19 protein-coding genes are annotated in these 16,091 nt (G+C 32.8%); 4 read left to right on the top strand and 15 right to left on the bottom strand.

The genetic code is table 11. From position 1 onward, the window contains the following. Window position 1 precedes the first annotated feature (1 nt). From deoC to NNL09_RS05445, 6 genes are all read right to left on the bottom strand, one after another. Window positions 2-646, bottom strand: a complete 645-nt coding sequence (gene deoC / locus NNL09_RS05470; protein ID WP_025664376.1) for a deoxyribose-phosphate aldolase — start codon at window positions 644-646, stop codon at window positions 2-4. 2 nt (window positions 647-648) lie between these two features. Further along, window positions 649-948, bottom strand: a complete 300-nt coding sequence (gene trxA, locus NNL09_RS05465; protein WP_025664375.1) for a thioredoxin — start codon at window positions 946-948, stop codon at window positions 649-651. Between the two features lie 60 nt (window positions 949-1,008). Then, window positions 1,009-1,896, bottom strand: a complete 888-nt coding sequence (locus tag NNL09_RS05460) for an RsiV family protein (RefSeq protein WP_196909380.1) — start codon at window positions 1,894-1,896, stop codon at window positions 1,009-1,011. A 203-nt stretch (window positions 1,897-2,099) separates the two neighbouring features. After that, the gene (locus tag NNL09_RS05455) at window positions 2,100-2,393 is read right to left on the bottom strand and encodes a chaperone modulator CbpM (protein WP_025664373.1); all 294 of its coding nucleotides are present in this window, start codon (window positions 2,391-2,393) and stop codon (window positions 2,100-2,102) included. Between the two features lie 10 nt (window positions 2,394-2,403). Next, window positions 2,404-3,288: a DnaJ C-terminal domain-containing protein gene (locus NNL09_RS05450; RefSeq protein ID WP_196909379.1), complete on the bottom strand. Its 885-nt coding sequence runs from the start codon at window positions 3,286-3,288 to the stop codon at window positions 2,404-2,406. An 18-nt stretch (window positions 3,289-3,306) separates the two neighbouring features. Further along, window positions 3,307-3,714, bottom strand: a complete 408-nt coding sequence (locus NNL09_RS05445; protein WP_025664371.1) for a hypothetical protein — start codon at window positions 3,712-3,714, stop codon at window positions 3,307-3,309. Between the two features lie 107 nt (window positions 3,715-3,821). Between NNL09_RS05445 and NNL09_RS05440 the strand changes: the two genes are divergently transcribed. From NNL09_RS05440 to hemN, 4 genes are all read left to right on the top strand, one after another. Next, a complete protein-coding gene (locus NNL09_RS05440) occupies window positions 3,822-5,057 on the top strand; it encodes a PAS domain-containing sensor histidine kinase (RefSeq protein ID WP_025664370.1) in 1,236 nt (411 codons plus the stop codon). Next, window positions 5,054-6,118: a response regulator gene (locus NNL09_RS05435; protein ID WP_025664369.1), complete on the top strand. Its 1,065-nt coding sequence runs from the start codon at window positions 5,054-5,056 to the stop codon at window positions 6,116-6,118. Before NNL09_RS05440 ends, NNL09_RS05435 begins: the two co-directional genes overlap by 4 nt. Before the next feature lie 84 nt (window positions 6,119-6,202). Then, on the top strand, window positions 6,203-7,039 hold the full coding sequence (locus tag NNL09_RS05430; RefSeq protein ID WP_025664368.1) for a universal stress protein: 837 nt from the start codon (window positions 6,203-6,205) through the stop codon (window positions 7,037-7,039). Between the two features lie 97 nt (window positions 7,040-7,136). Further along, window positions 7,137-8,501 carry an oxygen-independent coproporphyrinogen III oxidase gene (gene hemN / locus NNL09_RS05425; protein ID WP_196909378.1) on the top strand — a complete coding sequence of 455 codons (1,365 nt, stop codon included), beginning with the start codon at window positions 7,137-7,139 and terminating at the stop codon, window positions 8,499-8,501. Between the two features lie 21 nt (window positions 8,502-8,522). On the opposite strand, the gene NNL09_RS05420 is transcribed toward hemN, so the two are convergent. From NNL09_RS05420 to NNL09_RS05380, 9 genes are all read right to left on the bottom strand, one after another. Further along, on the bottom strand, window positions 8,523-9,407 hold the full coding sequence (locus NNL09_RS05420) for a sterol desaturase family protein (protein ID WP_196909377.1): 885 nt from the start codon (window positions 9,405-9,407) through the stop codon (window positions 8,523-8,525). 2 nt (window positions 9,408-9,409) lie between these two features. Further along, window positions 9,410-10,381, bottom strand: a complete 972-nt coding sequence (locus NNL09_RS05415; protein WP_196909376.1) for a sulfurtransferase — start codon at window positions 10,379-10,381, stop codon at window positions 9,410-9,412. Then, window positions 10,365-10,841, bottom strand: a complete 477-nt coding sequence (locus NNL09_RS05410) for a monoheme cytochrome C (protein ID WP_196909375.1) — start codon at window positions 10,839-10,841, stop codon at window positions 10,365-10,367. Before NNL09_RS05410 ends, NNL09_RS05415 begins: the two co-directional genes overlap by 17 nt. Continuing rightward, window positions 10,842-12,062 (bottom strand): sulfite oxidase, encoded by a 1,221-nt coding sequence (locus tag NNL09_RS05405; protein ID WP_196909374.1) that lies wholly within the window; start codon window positions 12,060-12,062, stop codon window positions 10,842-10,844. 183 nt (window positions 12,063-12,245) lie between these two features. Further along, window positions 12,246-12,947, bottom strand: coding sequence for a sulfite exporter TauE/SafE family protein (locus NNL09_RS05400; protein ID WP_025664362.1), 702 nt, complete (start codon window positions 12,945-12,947; stop codon window positions 12,246-12,248). A gap of 3 nt (window positions 12,948-12,950) precedes the next feature. Beyond that, window positions 12,951-13,397 (bottom strand): FixH family protein, encoded by a 447-nt coding sequence (locus tag NNL09_RS05395; protein ID WP_196909373.1) that lies wholly within the window; start codon window positions 13,395-13,397, stop codon window positions 12,951-12,953. A gap of 122 nt (window positions 13,398-13,519) precedes the next feature. After that, window positions 13,520-14,941, bottom strand: coding sequence for a cytochrome c oxidase accessory protein CcoG (gene ccoG / locus NNL09_RS05390; RefSeq protein WP_025664360.1), 1,422 nt, complete (start codon window positions 14,939-14,941; stop codon window positions 13,520-13,522). 76 nt (window positions 14,942-15,017) lie between these two features. Further along, the gene (locus NNL09_RS05385; RefSeq protein WP_025664359.1) at window positions 15,018-15,908 is read right to left on the bottom strand and encodes a cbb3-type cytochrome c oxidase N-terminal domain-containing protein; all 891 of its coding nucleotides are present in this window, start codon (window positions 15,906-15,908) and stop codon (window positions 15,018-15,020) included. Continuing rightward, window positions 15,905-16,090: a CcoQ/FixQ family Cbb3-type cytochrome c oxidase assembly chaperone gene (locus NNL09_RS05380; protein ID WP_024768152.1), complete on the bottom strand. Its 186-nt coding sequence runs from the start codon at window positions 16,088-16,090 to the stop codon at window positions 15,905-15,907. Before NNL09_RS05380 ends, NNL09_RS05385 begins: the two co-directional genes overlap by 4 nt. Window position 16,091 lies beyond the last annotated feature (1 nt).

The following is a 16,091-nucleotide window of genomic DNA, read 5'->3' as shown; positions in this document are numbered from 1 at the left end:
TTTATTTTGAAGTTACTATAGTGATCCCAGATGAGGTTCCTATTCTGGATACACCTAAATCAATATATTGTTTTGCTGTTTCTGCATCCCTGATTCCTCCAGAAGCTTTTATTTGCATTGCATTTTTTACTTCATTTTTCATAAGTTGTACATCTTCTATAGTGGCACCACCAGTGCCAAAACCTGTTGATGTTTTTATAAAATCTGCCCCAGCATTAAGGGATAATTGGCAGGCGATTTTCTTTTCTTCGTCTGTGAGATAGCAGTTTTCAAAAATTACCTTTAAAACATGCTTTCCAATCGCTTTTTTTATTGCTTTTATTTCTTCTTCTACGATTTTATAATATCCAGATTTTAATAGTCCGATATTAAGTACCATATCAATTTCATTTGCACCCTCATCAATACATTGTTGGGCTTCGTATACTTTTGCTTTGGTGATGGTGGCTCCTAAAGGAAAACCTATTACAGCAGCTATATTAACGTCTGTGTGCATTAATTCACTCTCTGCCAAACCAACATAATAACTGTTCACACAAACTGCATAAAAATGATGTTCTTTTGCTTCTGCACAGAGTTTTTTAATATCGTCAACTGTAGCATTGGCTTTTAATAATGTGTGATCTATATATGTATTGAGTGCCATGGTTATTGGTGTGAATTTATTATGCCAAGCAAATCATTTTTTTGCAATACTCCGGATTGTCTCCAAAGTTGTTTACCATCTTTAAACAAAATCATTGTAGGAACACCACGAACCTGATATTTTGATGCCAAAGGTTGATTTTTATCTACATCTATCTTTACAATCTTGATGGCATCTCCTAGTTCATCTTTAACCTCTTTAAGAATAGGAGCAAGCATTTTACAGGGGCCGCACCAATCTGCAAAAAAATCTACTAATACAGGTGTTTTTGATTCTATGATATTGTTAAAACTACTTTTCATCTATTCTCTTTTACTTGCTAAGTTATAATAATGAGCCGAGAAAATTTTTAATTAAAGAAATTAACTTACTATCGGACGGTCATTATATTTTTTGATAAGATGCATTATGTCTTTAATTGGGATTTCTATAGAATATGTTCCCGTATAGGAAGGACAAATAACGCAATCATCAAAATAAAATTCTACGGTATCATCATTTACCACAAAATTGTTTTTATAAGCTTTAAAATCCCCTTTTGAAAGCTCCCAACAATCATAATACAATTCTCCAGAGCTAATACCGTCCTTTATAATTGTATTTATAGTAGTAAACACTTCTTCTTCTGTGCCAGTTTCAAAGAAATCATCAAAATAAATGAAATTATGTTTCTTAAGGTCAAAGTTTATACAATCAAAGAGATATGTAGAATATAGCATTCCAGAATAATAGTTCTCTTTGTAAAGGACAACACTAATACGATCACTTTTTACACTATAGATTTTATAATCGATAATTCTTTTATCTCTAAACCTATTGATTTTTAAAGTATCACAAAGTAACTCTTTGTCTTCAAGAATTTGATTTTCGGTTTTTTCAATATTCAGATAGTTTTCTGAAATAAAATCATTAAATACCGAATATGAAGGATCAATTTTTTCATTTAGGTAGGGGTATTGATAATCTAAGACATAAAGATCCTCTTCTTTTAAGAAGCTTTTAGAAACTACTAATTCTTGTAATTGAGTTTTATCGTCTCTGGCAGTGATTAATCGTTCTCTTTTTATAGCTTTTGTTTTTTCCTGATCTAGCTCCAGGCTTTCTTCAGAAAAAACAGATACAGTATCTTCTGCTTTTTGTTCTGTATGTTGTTGTTCAGTTTCTTTTTGCTCTGATGGTTTTTGAATAGGCGTTTGTTTTTTACAAGCGATGAAACTTAAAAAAACAATACAAGTGATAAGAGTTTTCATACGAAAGTTTTTAATTCATATAAAAGTAAGATAGCGAACCATTAAAAAATATGATATTGATCAGCTTGGTTGACGAATAAAAAGGCGAGTTTCGAATGAAACCCACCCTTTTGTTATGTAGTGTGTAATTAAAAAACCTGTAATTAAGCTACTTTTTAAAAAAGTCGATCTATACAGATTAAGTTTTTGAACCGCTATGAAAGCTAATTTTCGTATAGTCCTAATTTGTTTTTAAGTATATTCATTTCGTTTTGAATTTGATGAACTCGTTCTAGCAAACGCATAATGACTTCAACACCTTCAAGGTTAATTTCCAATTCTTTATTGAATAGTATAATTTGTTCGATTCTGGGTAATTCATCAGAATTTAAAAATGCAGTTTGCCGAATCGTAATAATTTCAATTAATCCAAACTCATGTAGTGAGTTTACGAAAGAGAATTCTATCTCGTGGCGTGTGCAGAATTCTAATACTGGTATAAGATGTCCTTTGGTCATTATAATACATTTAAAGCTTGGATAATGTTCTAAATAATTCTTTTTGTTGTTCTGACAGGTTTTTTGGGATCTTGATAGTATATGTAATAAAGAGATCTCCAAATTGTCCTTCTTTTTTATATATAGGAAATCCTTTTCCTTTTAGTTTTATTTTGGTACCATTCTGAGTTTCAGGTTTTACATTTAGTTTTACTTTTCTGTCAAGAGTTTCAATCATAATTTCACCCCCTAAGACTGCTGTATATAGATCAATATCAGCATGCAAATAAAGGTCGCCTTTGTCGCGTTTAAAAGGAGTTTTGTTATCGATAACAAAAGTGATATATAGGTCACCATTAGGCCCACCTTGGATTCCTGGGCCTCCATGGTTTTTGATTTTTATAGTTTGTCCGTTTTCAACTCCTGCAGGAATTGTGATTCGAATATTTTTTTTGTTAACAGTTAGCGTTCTTTTATGTGTTTTATAAACGTCGATTAAATTAAGATGTAGCTCTGCATTGTAGTCTTCACCTCTATATCGGGTTCTACCATATGTTGCACTTCTTCTTGAGCCTCCAAACATAGATTCAAAAAAGTCAGAAAAATCACTTTCTGAATAATTTCTGTAATGTTGTTGCCCGGTACTTTTGTGTTGATGCTTTGATTGTTTAGCTTTTTCAAACTCTTCAGCGTGTTTCCAATCTTTACCGTATTGATCGTATTTTTTTCGGTTTTCGGGATTACTTAATACTTCATTGGCTTCATTAATCTCTTTAAACTTTCTTTCAGCTTCTTTATCATTAGGATTTAAATCAGGATGATATTTTCTGGCCAATTTTCTATATGCCTTTTTGATGTCACTATCTGAAGCATTTTTTGAAATCCCTAATATTTTATAGTAATCAATAAACTCCATATGCTAATCAAAAATTAGTTACTGTTTTTCAAAGATTAATTTCAATCGCCCAAGCATCATTAATTCAGATTTATTTTTACCAGAAAACGCGCCCGCAATAGCATTAGCTGTACTCCAGATTAATTGTTTTAGTTTATCGGTAAAACGAGATTGGTGCTCTTTAAAAAAGGTTTCGAATTGAATAAAACACTCTTCTGCACTCAATTCTTCATAATCAAGCCAGTCAAAAACGATTTCAATTTGAAAAGAAGCATCGACACCAAACTCATCTTCAATATCATCTACTTTTAACCATTCTGTTTTTACAATTTTTCGTAAAGAATCATATTCTGATTTACGAACTATTTTATCCGACGCAGCAATTGCATAAAATAGTTTGCCAAGGTTTTGATAAAATGTAATTCCTATATTTTGAGCAGTATTCATATCATAAAAAATTATAGGTTAATGAATATAAATGTAATCAGACTGAGTCATATTTTTTATGACATAAATCAGTTCTGGTAACAAATCAAAATGATTACTTTTGAAGCATGAAAGTTTTCGAAAAAGACAATAACATTTTCAAATTACTTTCTGAGGCCATTTCAGAAGGTATCATTGTGGTGAATGAGAAACAAACAATAGTGGCAACTAACGGATCTGCTAATACTATTTTTGGTTATGAGACCGATGAGTTGATAGGAAAACACCTTAATACACTGATACCAAAAAAATACCATCACGGTCATAAAAAGCATTTTGAAGGCTTTGTAGAACATAGTGAAAAACGTAATATGGGTGCAGGACGAGATCTTTTTGGGATACGAAAAGACGGTTCGGTATTTCCTGTAGAAGCAGGCTTAAACCCATTTGCAATTTATGGTAATAATTATGTAATGGCTCTTGTTATCGATATTACACTTCGAAAACAACAAGAACAGCAAATACAAGATTTAAATGTTAAGCTAGAGCAAAAAATAGAAGAACGTACAGAAGAACTGCATCATACCATACAAGAATTAAAAGAAGAAGTAAAACTTCGTATGGAAGCCGAAGCGCAAACTAAAGAATCTTTAAAAAAGGAAAGAGATTTAAGTGAGTTAAAAACAAAATTTCTTTCACTTGTTTCGCATGAGTTTAAAACACCGCTAAGTGGTATTCTTACTTCGGCCACACTTACCGGAAAATACACTAAAACAGAGCAACAAGAAAAAAGAGAAAAACATCTCGATACCATAAAAAATAAAGTGAAATACCTGGATAATATCCTTAATGATTTTTTATCTATCGAACGTCTCGAAACAGGAAAAGTAACTTATAAGTATAGCCAGTTTCCACTTAGTAAAGTGGTCAATGAAGTGGTTTATGATGCTAATATGCTACTTAAAGATGGACAGAGAATAAATTACCCTAAGGATATTGATGATTATGTTATAGAGTTTGATGAAAAGATTTTAGAACTCGTGCTTACAAATTTAATTAATAATGCTATCAAATATTCTGGAGAACACACTGTAATTGATTTGCAGGTATGTTTCGAGGATGATATCCTTACATTTAAGATTATTGATCAAGGGATTGGTATTCCTAAAAAAGAACAGGACTTTATTTTTAAACGATATTTTAGGGCAGAAAATGCCTTATTAGATCAAGGAACAGGTATTGGGTTAAATATTGTGAAAAGTCATTTGGAAAACCTGGGAGGTAGTATTACTTTTACAAGTAAGGAAAACCAAGGGTCTACATTCATTGTTACCATACCTACAACCAATATCCACGAATCATGAAAACTATTCTTTTAATCGAAGATGATACGGCACTTAGAGAAAATACCGCAGAACTGTTGGAGCTTTCGGATTATAAAGTAATCACATCTCCTAACGGAAAAGTAGGTATTACCAAAGCAAAAGAAGAAAAGCCAGACATCATTGTTTGTGATATTATGATGCCAGAGGTTGATGGATATGGAGTGCTTGAAGCACTATCCTATGATATAGCAACCAATCATATTCCTTTTATATTTTTGTCTGCAAAAACAGAACATAAAGAGATTCGAAAAGGAATGGATCTGGGAGCAGATGATTATCTAACCAAACCTTTTGAAGAGGAAGAACTATTGAGTGCAATCGAAAGCCGTCTTGCAAAAGCAGCATTACTCTCTAAAATTGTTAAAGACCAAGAATTTTCTACATCAGCAACAAATACTTCTGAAGATAGCGGACTTAGAAATTTACACGAGCTTAAGAATTTTTTTGATGATCATGGTGAGATTTCTGAATTTAAAAAAGGAGAAGTAATCTATGAAGAAGGAGAACATTCTAATAACATATATTTGATTTTAAAAGGAGTTGTTAAAAGTCATAAAATGGATGAGAATGGTAAAGAATTAATCACTACTTTATACAAAACCGATGATTTTCTGGGGTTCACTTCGTTTATAGATAATACTCCATATCTAGAATCGGCAACAGCAGTCGAAGATTCAGAATTAGCAGGAATATCAAAAAATAACCTAAAAGAGATATTAGAAAAGAGTAAAAATATTTCTCTTGAATTAATGGAGTTACTTACCGATAATCTTTCTGATATCAAAGAACAATTATTACAAATGGCCTATAGTTCGGTACGTAAAAAAACAGCTCAAACCATACTTCAATTTGCCGATGTATTGAATAAAAAACCTGAAGATAGTATAAAAATATCCAGAAATGATTTGGCTAGTGTTGCTGGGATTGCGACAGAAAGTTTGATACGCACACTGTCCAGTTTTAAAAAAGATGGATTGATTGAAATTGAAGGACGTAACATAAAAATTTTGGATTTACCTGGCCTTCAGTTAGTAGAATAAAAATACAAAAGCACCCAAACTGATTTTTGTCATATTTTTCATGAGTACATCCTAATACATTTGTTGTATTAGAAAGTATTAAAAATGAAGAACATCCTGATCCCTACAGATTTTTCTGAAAATTCGTGGAATGCGATTACATACGCATTATCATTTTTTAAAAGGGTGAAATGTAATTTTTATTTGTTACATGTCTCTCCTTTTGAAGAAATGATAGGAGGAGATTCTTTGTATGGTTCAAAAAAAACAGTCTTAGAAAAAAGTACCCAAAGTGATACAGAGCAAATGCAATTATTGCTTAAGAGAATAGAGAAACTACCTTTAAATACAAAACATAGCTTTTTCACAATTAATGAATATATCTTTTTTGTAGATGCAATTAGAAAACAGGTCAAGGAAAAGAATATTGATTTTATTGTAATGGGAACCAAAGGAGCCTCGGGGATTAAAGAAAAAACCATTGGTAGTAATACAGGAGATGTAATCACAAAAGTAAAGTGCCCTGTCTTGGTAATACCCGAAAAAGCCAAGTATACCAAACCTAAAGAAATTGCATTTCCCACAGATTATAATATGTTATACAAAAGTAGAGTGTTAAATACGATTATGGATACTCTTACGCTAAATGAAGCCGCTTTACGGGTTTTGCATGTTGCCAAAAAAGAACAAGAATTAACCGATCGTCAAAGAAAAAATAAAGACTTTCTAGATGATTCTATTGATGAAATAGAGCATAGCTTTCACTTCCTGTCTAATCCCAATATCGAAGAGGCTATACAATGTTTTGTTGAAAGCAGAGATATCGATATGATTACTATGATTGCCAAAAACCTCAATTTCTTCCAGCGTATTTTATTTCACCCTACAGTCGAAAAAATAAGTTATCACATTACTATTCCTTTTTTGGTATTGCATGAGTGACTTATAAATGAAGAAAGAAGAAATAGTCGGTTTATATAACCAATTAAGTTGAAGCTGACCATCTTGACAACTAAGAATAGTTCAAAAAACAAAAAAAATGTGTGCAAATTTAATTCATAAATATAATATTCCGGGACCTCGATATACAAGTTACCCTACTGTTCCTTATTGGGATATAGATACTTTTTCATTAAAAAAATGGACAACATCTATACAACGATCATTTGTAGAAAGTAATGAAGAAGAAGGGATTAGTTTATATATCCACCTGCCATTTTGTGAAAGTATGTGCACATTTTGCGGATGCAATAAACGTATTACAAAACGGCATGATGTAGAAGAACCTTATATAAATACAATCTTAAAAGAGTGGCAATTGTACCTTAAGATTTTTGAGACTAAACCTAGAATAAAAGAATTACACCTGGGAGGAGGCACACCTACATTTTTTTCACCAGATAATTTACAATATTTAATTAATGGTATTTTCTCAGGAGTAGAACAAGCAAAAGATTGTGAATTAAGTTTTGAAGGGCATCCCAATAATACAACTCGAGAACATTTGCAAGCGCTGTATGATGTTGGTTTTAGAAGAGTAAGTTTTGGAGTTCAGGATTATAATGAAACGGTACAGAGAGCAATTCATAGAATTCAACCTTTTGAGAATGTAAAATATGTGACAGAGACTGCGAGAGAAATTGGTTTTACTTCGGTAGGACATGATATCATTTTTGGGCTGCCTTTTCAAACTCAGGAAGCAGTTGTTCATACTATCCTAAAGACAAAAGAGCTACTGCCCGATCGGTTGGCATTCTACAGTTATGCACATGTGCCATGGCAGAAAGGTAATGGGCAACGTGGTTTTAACGAATCAGACCTCCCAACAGGAGAGCAAAAACGAAAACAATATGAGGTAGGGAAAAAGTTACTATCAGAAGTAGGTTATGTAGAAATCGGAATGGATCATTTTGCCTTAAAAAATGATTCGCTATACCAATCTATGAAAAATCAAACTTTACATCGCAATTTTATGGGGTATACTGCTTCCAAAACACATGCAATGATTGGTTTAGGAGTATCTGCAATTAGTGATAGTTGGTATGGTTTTGCCCAAAATGTAAAAGGAGTAGAAGAATATCAACATTTGGTAAGAGAAGGTATTATTCCTGTCTATCGAGGACATATTTTAACGATAGAAGATCAGATCATACGCAAACATATTCTTAATTTGATGTGTCATTTTTATACCAAATGGGAGGATGATCATATGTATTTTAAAGAACTACCAGAGGTTTTACAGAACTTAAAAGAATTAGAAGCAGATCAATTATTAACAATTAATGATTCTCATATAAGTGTTACAGAAAAAGGCAGACCTTTTGTTCGTAATATTTGCATGGCTTTTGACCTTAGATTACAACGCAAAATACCAGAGACTATGTTGTTTTCGATGACCGTTTAATTATCTTAAGAACTTGAAAAACTATTCTTTTTTCTGTTTTGATGCTCTAAAACCATAGATGATTTGACCAATGAAATTTTTTGGGATTTTTTCATCCCCGGGAAATCCTAATGCTATTGTGCCGCTATCTTCGGGAATATAATTGGTCTTAAAGATATAATCCCAAAGGCTTAAACTAATCCCAAAATTTACACCATAAGAGCCTTTTGGTAATTCATAAGAGTGATGATATAAATGCATGACAGGGTTATTGAGGATGTATTTAAGTGGTCCCCAGGTAATCTTTATATTCGAATGATTAAAATGACCGATTGTAATGGCCAAAAAATGTACAATATAAGCCTGCTCTGGTTCAAAACCACCTAAGATCATTACACCAATAGTTTTAAGCGGTTTATAAAAAATGTTTTCCATCCAGTGATATCTTAGATGGGCTGCAAATCCCATTTCTTTAACAGAGTGATGTATTTTATGAAATTTCCATAGAAAAGGATACTTATGAAGTAGAATATGAGTAAACCATTGTACAAAGTCGAGTACAATAAAAAACAATAGAAGTTGTGCCCACGTAGAAAGATTAGAAACATCAATTATGGTTAATGTTTTTGCAGAAATCCCTATGTCTATAAAAACTACTTCGAGTAGCTTATAAAAACCACTTATGGCAATGGCAAAAAGGAAAAAATTAAAAAACATATAGAAGCCATCTAGCCAAAAATCTTTTCTAAAAATGGATTGATTTTTTCTCCACGGAAAAACAATTTCTAACCCCCATACTACTAGTGATATAATAATAAGGCCCCAGAAATAATTCATGTACCAGGGAACCTCAAATAGTATTGATCTCCAGGTCCATTGTACATTACCTATAAAAGAGTCGGTAAATGCGTTTATATATTTTTCCATAATTAATTCTTTATTGTTGTCGTACTATCTTGCTCAAATGGAAGAACATCAAAATAACTCCATTCTATCCAGGAACCATCATAATTTTTTACATTTTTGTAACCTAATAGCTCTGTTAGTATAAAGGCAGTATGTGCTGAGCGCACTCCACTATGACAATATGCGATGATAGTATCTGTTTTTGAAGCTCTCATTCTACTGTAAATCATATTTAAATTATCATAAGATTTAAATTTATGTGTTCCTTGATGATCTATGGTTTCTGCCCAATCGATTAGTATACTTTTAGGAATTCTTCCAGCTTTAAAAGCTCCTTGTTTTTGTCTTTTACCGCTAAATTCATCAATATTTCTGGTATCTAGAATGACGACTTGTTTACTAGAGTTTAGGGCTTTAATGATTTCTTCTTTTCTAATATATAGTTCAAAAGTATTATTATTAGGAAGTGTAAAAGTTGATGGAGTAATTAATACAGTATGATTATTAATCAAGCCTCCTGCTTTTTTCCAAGAGATTAATCCTCCGTTTAATATTTTCACAGATTTAAAATCATAATTTTTAAGTACCCACCAAAAGCGAGCAGCATCACAAGATCCTCGATCATCATATACTATTAAGGTATCGTTATTTTTAATACCTAATCTACTAAATAATTGCTCAATTCTTTCTTTTTTAGCCATCATCCCTTTATACGGATATGAAGAATCTTCTATATCTGTACGCCAGATATTTATCGCCCCATTAATATGATTTTTGGCATAGTCTTTTGCTTTTCTAAAATCTATTATTTTTATATGTTGTTGTTTAGAAAGAGATACTAATTCTTCGGCCTCTATTAGATGTTTAGAACTATAATACGTTTTTGTATCTATTTTGGTTTCTTTAGAAATCACATCCTTTACTTTATTCTTAGATTTTGTACAGGAAAAAAAAAGTATTCCCAAAATTATGATGTTGCTAATCCTGTAAATCATACCACTCAATATTTGTTAATATTTCACGCCTTCCTTTTTTCTTGGGAGGATAATTAGTAACAAGGTAGTTTATAATGATTTCTTCATTGGTTCCTAAATCCCATAAGTTTTGAGTTTTCTGCATCCACCGTATCGTTGTTACCCATCGTTCTGTAGTCATCCTGTTTTGTATAATGAGCTTAGACGAATGACAATTAGTACAATTATTTATTACTTCCATTAACCCTTTGGCTTCAACTAGGCCGGTTCTTAGGTGAATTCCATTTTCAATTTTATCTTCATTGTCTTCAGTAGTTGTAAGGTATGTCGAATTAGATTCGTTTTTTTTAAAAACAGATAACGTTGGATCAATAAGAAGATAAATCCCTCCAATGGTGATTATACCAACCATAATGAATAGTATCATCATAAGACGATAAATGGCTTTTACATAGTATTTAAACTGTTTTTGTTGCTCCATTTATATGATTTTTACTGCAATACGATGACAAGCATTATTTAAGTATCCCTTAGGATTCCAACCTGGGAGAATCATGGGTTGGCTAACACCTTGTGTATCTGTGGCACGTGCCCAGACTTCATAGTATCCTTTTTTCGGGAAATCAATAGTCGCATAAAAATGTTGCCAGGCAAGTCGATTTACAGGTTTTTCTATTGAACATTTTTCCCATGTTGATCCAAAATCAATCGAATATTCCATTTTACCGACTTCCAATTCGCCGGCCCAGGCATGCCCTCTGATATTTAATTTTTTTCCTTCATTAATCATTGCTCCTGATTTGGGATACGTAATCAGAGATTTTATAGGCATCGATTCTATGATACACATATCTTCATCACTTACTTTTTTGCCAGGTGATACTGGTTCACAAGGTACTCGATATGCAGTCCCTTTCATTTTGGTACCATCATGCACTTTGTTACGTAAACTTATTCTGTTGATCCATTTACCAGAAACAGAAGCGGGCCATCCTCCAGCAATTAAACGTAAAGGATACCCATGAGCCAATGGGATATCTTCTCCGTTCATTTTAAAGGCTAATAATGTTTCATCTTGAAAAGCTTTTGCTACTGGAACTCCTCGGGATATAGGTTCTTTATTGGGGTCCATACTTAAGTGAGTGTCGATAGCATGATAGCCAATATACACTGCATTGTCCTTTATACCGGCATCTTCAAGAAGATCTCGTAACCTAATGCCTGTCCATTTTGCACAAGATACGGCTCCAACAGTCCATTGATTGCCTTTTGCGGGAGGGTCAAATTCACTACGACCGTTACCACCGCATTCTAAAGTTAGTTGGTAAGTATATTGATTAAATTTTGATTTTAATTCGGCAAGTGTATATACTTTCTTTTGGACTACAGATTCTCCATCAATAGTTAATGTCCAATTTTTGGCATTTATAGTATTAGGAATTAGACCATTGTTTCGAATAAACATATATTTATTAGGAGTCACTTTATCATCCAATAAATGAGCTTTAGCCTCAATGTTCCATGGTTTATCATTTAAGATTACCATTTCTTTATCCATTTTGAACATTTTGTAAGGATCTGAACCTTGCAATCCCAGTGGTTTGTATCCCTTGGGCATTATAGCCCCGAAAACAATATCATACCCTATGACTGTTACCATAGAACTTAATACCGCTTTTTTAACAAAGTTTCGTCTTTTCATTTGGCAAACACTTATTGTTTTACCTCATAAATTTAACGTTTTTCATTCTTTGTTTCGGTAACAAAGGTTACAATATGTGTTTTGGCAAGTAGAGAAGGGTATTCTGTTAAGGTCATTGTACTATAAAATACAGATCTTAAATACTATATTATAATTAAAAATATAATCTACTAAAATCTGTAGTTAGTGGCACTCAAAATTTGCAGAAACTATTTCGGTTACAGGTTTGGGAGAAAGATATGGTATGCCTAATCCAAGACCTCGTATGATAAATAATAGCCCAATTATGACTACAAACACCGGAATAACTTTTTGAACGTGTTGTCGGGCTTTTCGGGTTAAAAAATTCCCAGCATATACAGCCATTGTCATTAAGGGTATGGTTCCTAACCCAAAAAAAGTCATGTATAAACTACCTTTAAGGATATGGCCAGAGGCAATAGCTCCAAAAACAGCCATATACACCAAGCCACAGGGCAAAAAACCATTTAAGAAGCCAATAGAAAGAAAAGTATCTGGTGTTTTCTTTTTTAAGGCTACGCCCAGAGCATTTTTGACTTTGGAGATAATTTTATAGATCGGTTTTGAGAAATTATATTTAGAAAAAGTTTGATAAGGGATCATTACAATTATGATCATCAAAACCCCAACTGCAATAGATAATTTTTGCTGTAGCCCGAAAAGATTTAAACTCTTTCCTATGATTCCGAAGAATAACCCAATGATGCTATAGGATAATAATCGCCCAAAATGATATAAAAATACTTGAAAGAATTTTTGAGTAGTATTAGACTTATTTACTGGCAACATAAAGGCAATAGGACCACACATTCCCACACAGTGAAAACTACCTAATAGACCAAGTATGAATGCAGAGATAAGCATTTTTTAATATGTAAATGATTTTTTAAACAAATATGAAATGTTTTCGTATTTCCAATCGACAGTGATGTTCCAACGTCCTTCTAATAGATCCTTATCTTCAATAATTACTTCTGAAGCAGAGAGCGAAATAGGAATTTCGAAATCCAGCTTTTTATTCGATGGTCTGTATAAGGATATGGTTCCAGAAATATCACTATAGTTTTTGTCTTCTGGAAATGAAATTACCAGACCTTTGGCTGTTTTTTCTACGATAACGTCTTTTAGTAGGTTTTTTGAGTTTTCTTCAGCATCGATTTCATTCTGAAAAGCGAGTTCTTGTTTGTAATAATCTTCTGTTACCAAATCGTGCTCATAATTTGTATTGGTATTCATTTTCACAACAAAATATAGGATAAAAGAGATAAACCCTATAAATACTAATACGATGGCGGTTCCCCAGTTTATTTTCATAATATTTTTCTTTAGTTCGATTATGGGTTGGGCCTATGCCAGAATGATAAAAAGGAACAAAATATCAAAATACACTTGTCATTCAGGCAAAGGCTACAATCCACTATAATTTATACTTTTTATTATCTATAACTTCTAGGTCCTAAAAATGCGGTAGTTGTCGTTTCAATTAATTTGTCGTTGCTATATACTCCGATTTTTAATCGGTCACTATCCCCTTTTAGCGCTGCACCGTTAATTTCAATAAATAAAGTACCTTCAGCAATTCCTTGCTTAGGGACATTAAAATTTTTGTGAGTGACCAGTTCTATTTTTCCTTTATGGGACATCAATTCAAAACGAACATCTTCAATTTCTGCCGTAGTTTTATTAACCAACTTATAGGTGTACACGTTACTAATGATATTATTCTCTTTTCTCTCGTATAATTGCCCTGGTAGTCGTAAGATATTTGCTTCTACGTCGTTTCTTAAAAATGACATTCCTAGTAAAACACCGGTTAGAATTATTAAAACAGCACTATATCCTTTTAATCTTGGGGTGAATTTAAATTTTGCTTTTTTGGCAATGTTATCTTCACTGGCATATCGTATTAATCCTTTCGGAAGGTTTACCTTTTCCATCATATGGTCACAGGCATCAATACAGGCAGTACAGTTTACACATTCTAGTTGTGTGCCGTTACGGATATCGATTCCTGTTGGGCAAACATGCACACATTGAAAACAATCAATACAATCTCCTTTTCCGGTAGAAATGCGATCTTCGTTTTTCTTAAACTTAGCTCTTCCTGCTTCTTTTTCTCCACGTTTATAGTCGTATGCAACTACAATTGATTTAGAATCGAGTAGTACTCCTTGCAATCGCCCGTAAGGACAAGCAATAATACAAACCTGTTCTCTAAACCATGCAAATACAAAATAGAAGACAGCAGTAAATATAAGTAAGGAGATTAAGGTACTTATATGTTGTAATGGCCCATCAATGATATATCGTAATAATACATCGCTTCCGATCAAATAGGCTAAAAATATATTAGCAATTAAGAACGAAATGATAAAAAATATAATCCATTTAAGAGTGCGTTTTCGAATCTTTTCTGCATTCCAGGGTTGTTTGTTCAGGCGAATTTGTTTTCCGCGATCACCTTCGATCCAGTATTCTATTCTACGAAAAACCATTTCCATAAAGATAGTTTGCGGGCAAACCCAACCGCAAAATAATCTACCAAAAGCGACTGTAAATAGGGTAATGAATATAACCCCTATTAACATAGAGATGACAAATAAATGAAAATCCTGTGGCCAAAATGGTGCTCCAAAAATATTAAAACGACGTTCGAGGACATTAAATAATAAAAACTGATTGCCGTTAATCTTGACAAAAGGAGCAGCAAATAGAAATATTAGTAAGCCATAACTTACCCATTTACGATAATCGTAATATTTACCACTAGGCTTCTTAGGATACACCCATGCACGTTTACCTTCTTCGTTTATGGTGCCGATAGAATCTCTAAATCTTTCGTTTTCGGGTGTTTCCAATGGTTTTGATTTTATTCGTTCAGTACTACAGTTGTTAAATCCGAAACAGACTCAGGAATTTCTTCCTTCTACTTTTTTATTTCTGCGCATCTGGATCAGTCCAAATTTCTCCCTGTGCTTCTTTTGGTTCGGCGGGAGTTGTGCCTCCTAATGTAATGATGTAACTCGCTACTTGTGCCATTTCAACAGGTTTTAGAGTTTGTTTCCAGGCAACCATTCCTTTTCCATCTCTTCCTCCTTCAGAAATTGTTCTGAATACATTTTTAATTCCGCCTCCCAGAATCCAATACTCATCAGTAAGATTAGGGCCAATACCTCCACCGCCATCTGCCTTATGACAAGCGACACAATTGGTTGTATAGACTGCTTTTCCTGCATTAATATCAGAAGCATCTGTTAGTAATGTAACCGTATTTACATCTACCAAATCTTTAGCCGTTTTTTTGTATTTTTCGATTGCAATTTTAGCTTCGGCTACTTCAGTTTCATATTCTTCTGCCTGAGTATAATCATTGTATACATGAAAGCGTACCAAATAAACTATACCAAATATAATTGTAGCATAAAACATATAAACCCACCATGGTGGTAAATTATTATCGAGCTCTTTAATCCCATCATAGTTGTGATCCAAAATGATTTCTTCTTCACTTTCTACAGGCTTACTATCGAGGAGTTTTAAATAGATGCTTTTAATCCATTTAAATTGTTTTTCTTTTTTAGCTTTTTCTGCCAGAATGTAACGTTCTTGCGCATCAGGTTTTAAAGAACGAAAGAGGATACTTCTTAATGCTTCTAAACTAATTTCTATTGCTATAATAAACAGTAAAACCATTCCTAATACTAACCAGGTGAGAGGTTGTGCTATAAATGCAGATTGTTCTCCTGATTCTACAGTTAATTCTATTAATAGGTATGCTAGGAATAGAAAAGTAATAATTCTTATATAGGATGCAGTACTTCTCATAACACGTTTTCGTTTTCAGTTTCTAATGGAATTTGACTTACTTCTTTTATATGCTCTTTTTTTGCGGTGAAAACCCACCAGAATAATGCAGCAAAGAAGATGAAAAAGATAAGAAGTGAAATCATTGGATAGATTTCAATACCTTCAATACTTTCCATATGGCCTTTTATAAATTTTAGCATG

Origin of the sequence: Aquimarina sp. EL_43, assembly GCF_943422735.1 — a bacterium.
Taxonomy (GTDB): domain Bacteria; phylum Bacteroidota; class Bacteroidia; order Flavobacteriales; family Flavobacteriaceae; genus Aquimarina; species Aquimarina megaterium.
The sequence above is the reverse complement of the archived record's forward strand: the minus strand, read 5'-3'. Positions and strand labels throughout refer to the sequence as shown.

Coding starts and splice junctions, on each gene's coding strand:
- deoC (WP_025664376.1), bottom strand. CDS start 646: ATGGCACTCAATACATATATAGATCACACATTATTAAAAGCCAATGCT.
- trxA (WP_025664375.1), bottom strand. CDS start 948: ATGAAAAGTAGTTTTAACAATATCATAGAATCAAAAACACCTGTATTA.
- NNL09_RS05460 (WP_196909380.1), bottom strand. CDS start 1,896: ATGAAAACTCTTATCACTTGTATTGTTTTTTTAAGTTTCATCGCTTGT.
- NNL09_RS05455 (WP_025664373.1), bottom strand. CDS start 2,393: ATGACCAAAGGACATCTTATACCAGTATTAGAATTCTGCACACGCCAC.
- NNL09_RS05450 (WP_196909379.1), bottom strand. CDS start 3,288: ATGGAGTTTATTGATTACTATAAAATATTAGGGATTTCAAAAAATGCT.
- NNL09_RS05445 (WP_025664371.1), bottom strand. CDS start 3,714: ATGAATACTGCTCAAAATATAGGAATTACATTTTATCAAAACCTTGGC.
- NNL09_RS05440 (WP_025664370.1), top strand. CDS start 3,822: ATGAAAGTTTTCGAAAAAGACAATAACATTTTCAAATTACTTTCTGAG.
- NNL09_RS05435 (WP_025664369.1), top strand. CDS start 5,054: ATGAAAACTATTCTTTTAATCGAAGATGATACGGCACTTAGAGAAAAT.
- NNL09_RS05430 (WP_025664368.1), top strand. CDS start 6,203: ATGAAGAACATCCTGATCCCTACAGATTTTTCTGAAAATTCGTGGAAT.
- hemN (WP_196909378.1), top strand. CDS start 7,137: ATGTGTGCAAATTTAATTCATAAATATAATATTCCGGGACCTCGATAT.
- NNL09_RS05420 (WP_196909377.1), bottom strand. CDS start 9,407: ATGGAAAAATATATAAACGCATTTACCGACTCTTTTATAGGTAATGTA.
- NNL09_RS05415 (WP_196909376.1), bottom strand. CDS start 10,381: ATGATTTACAGGATTAGCAACATCATAATTTTGGGAATACTTTTTTTT.
- NNL09_RS05410 (WP_196909375.1), bottom strand. CDS start 10,841: ATGGAGCAACAAAAACAGTTTAAATACTATGTAAAAGCCATTTATCGT.
- NNL09_RS05405 (WP_196909374.1), bottom strand. CDS start 12,062: ATGAAAAGACGAAACTTTGTTAAAAAAGCGGTATTAAGTTCTATGGTA.
- NNL09_RS05400 (WP_025664362.1), bottom strand. CDS start 12,947: ATGCTTATCTCTGCATTCATACTTGGTCTATTAGGTAGTTTTCACTGT.
- NNL09_RS05395 (WP_196909373.1), bottom strand. CDS start 13,397: ATGAAAATAAACTGGGGAACCGCCATCGTATTAGTATTTATAGGGTTT.
- NNL09_RS05385 (WP_025664359.1), bottom strand. CDS start 15,908: ATGAGAAGTACTGCATCCTATATAAGAATTATTACTTTTCTATTCCTA.
- NNL09_RS05380 (WP_024768152.1), bottom strand. CDS start 16,090: ATGCTAAAATTTATAAAAGGCCATATGGAAAGTATTGAAGGTATTGAA.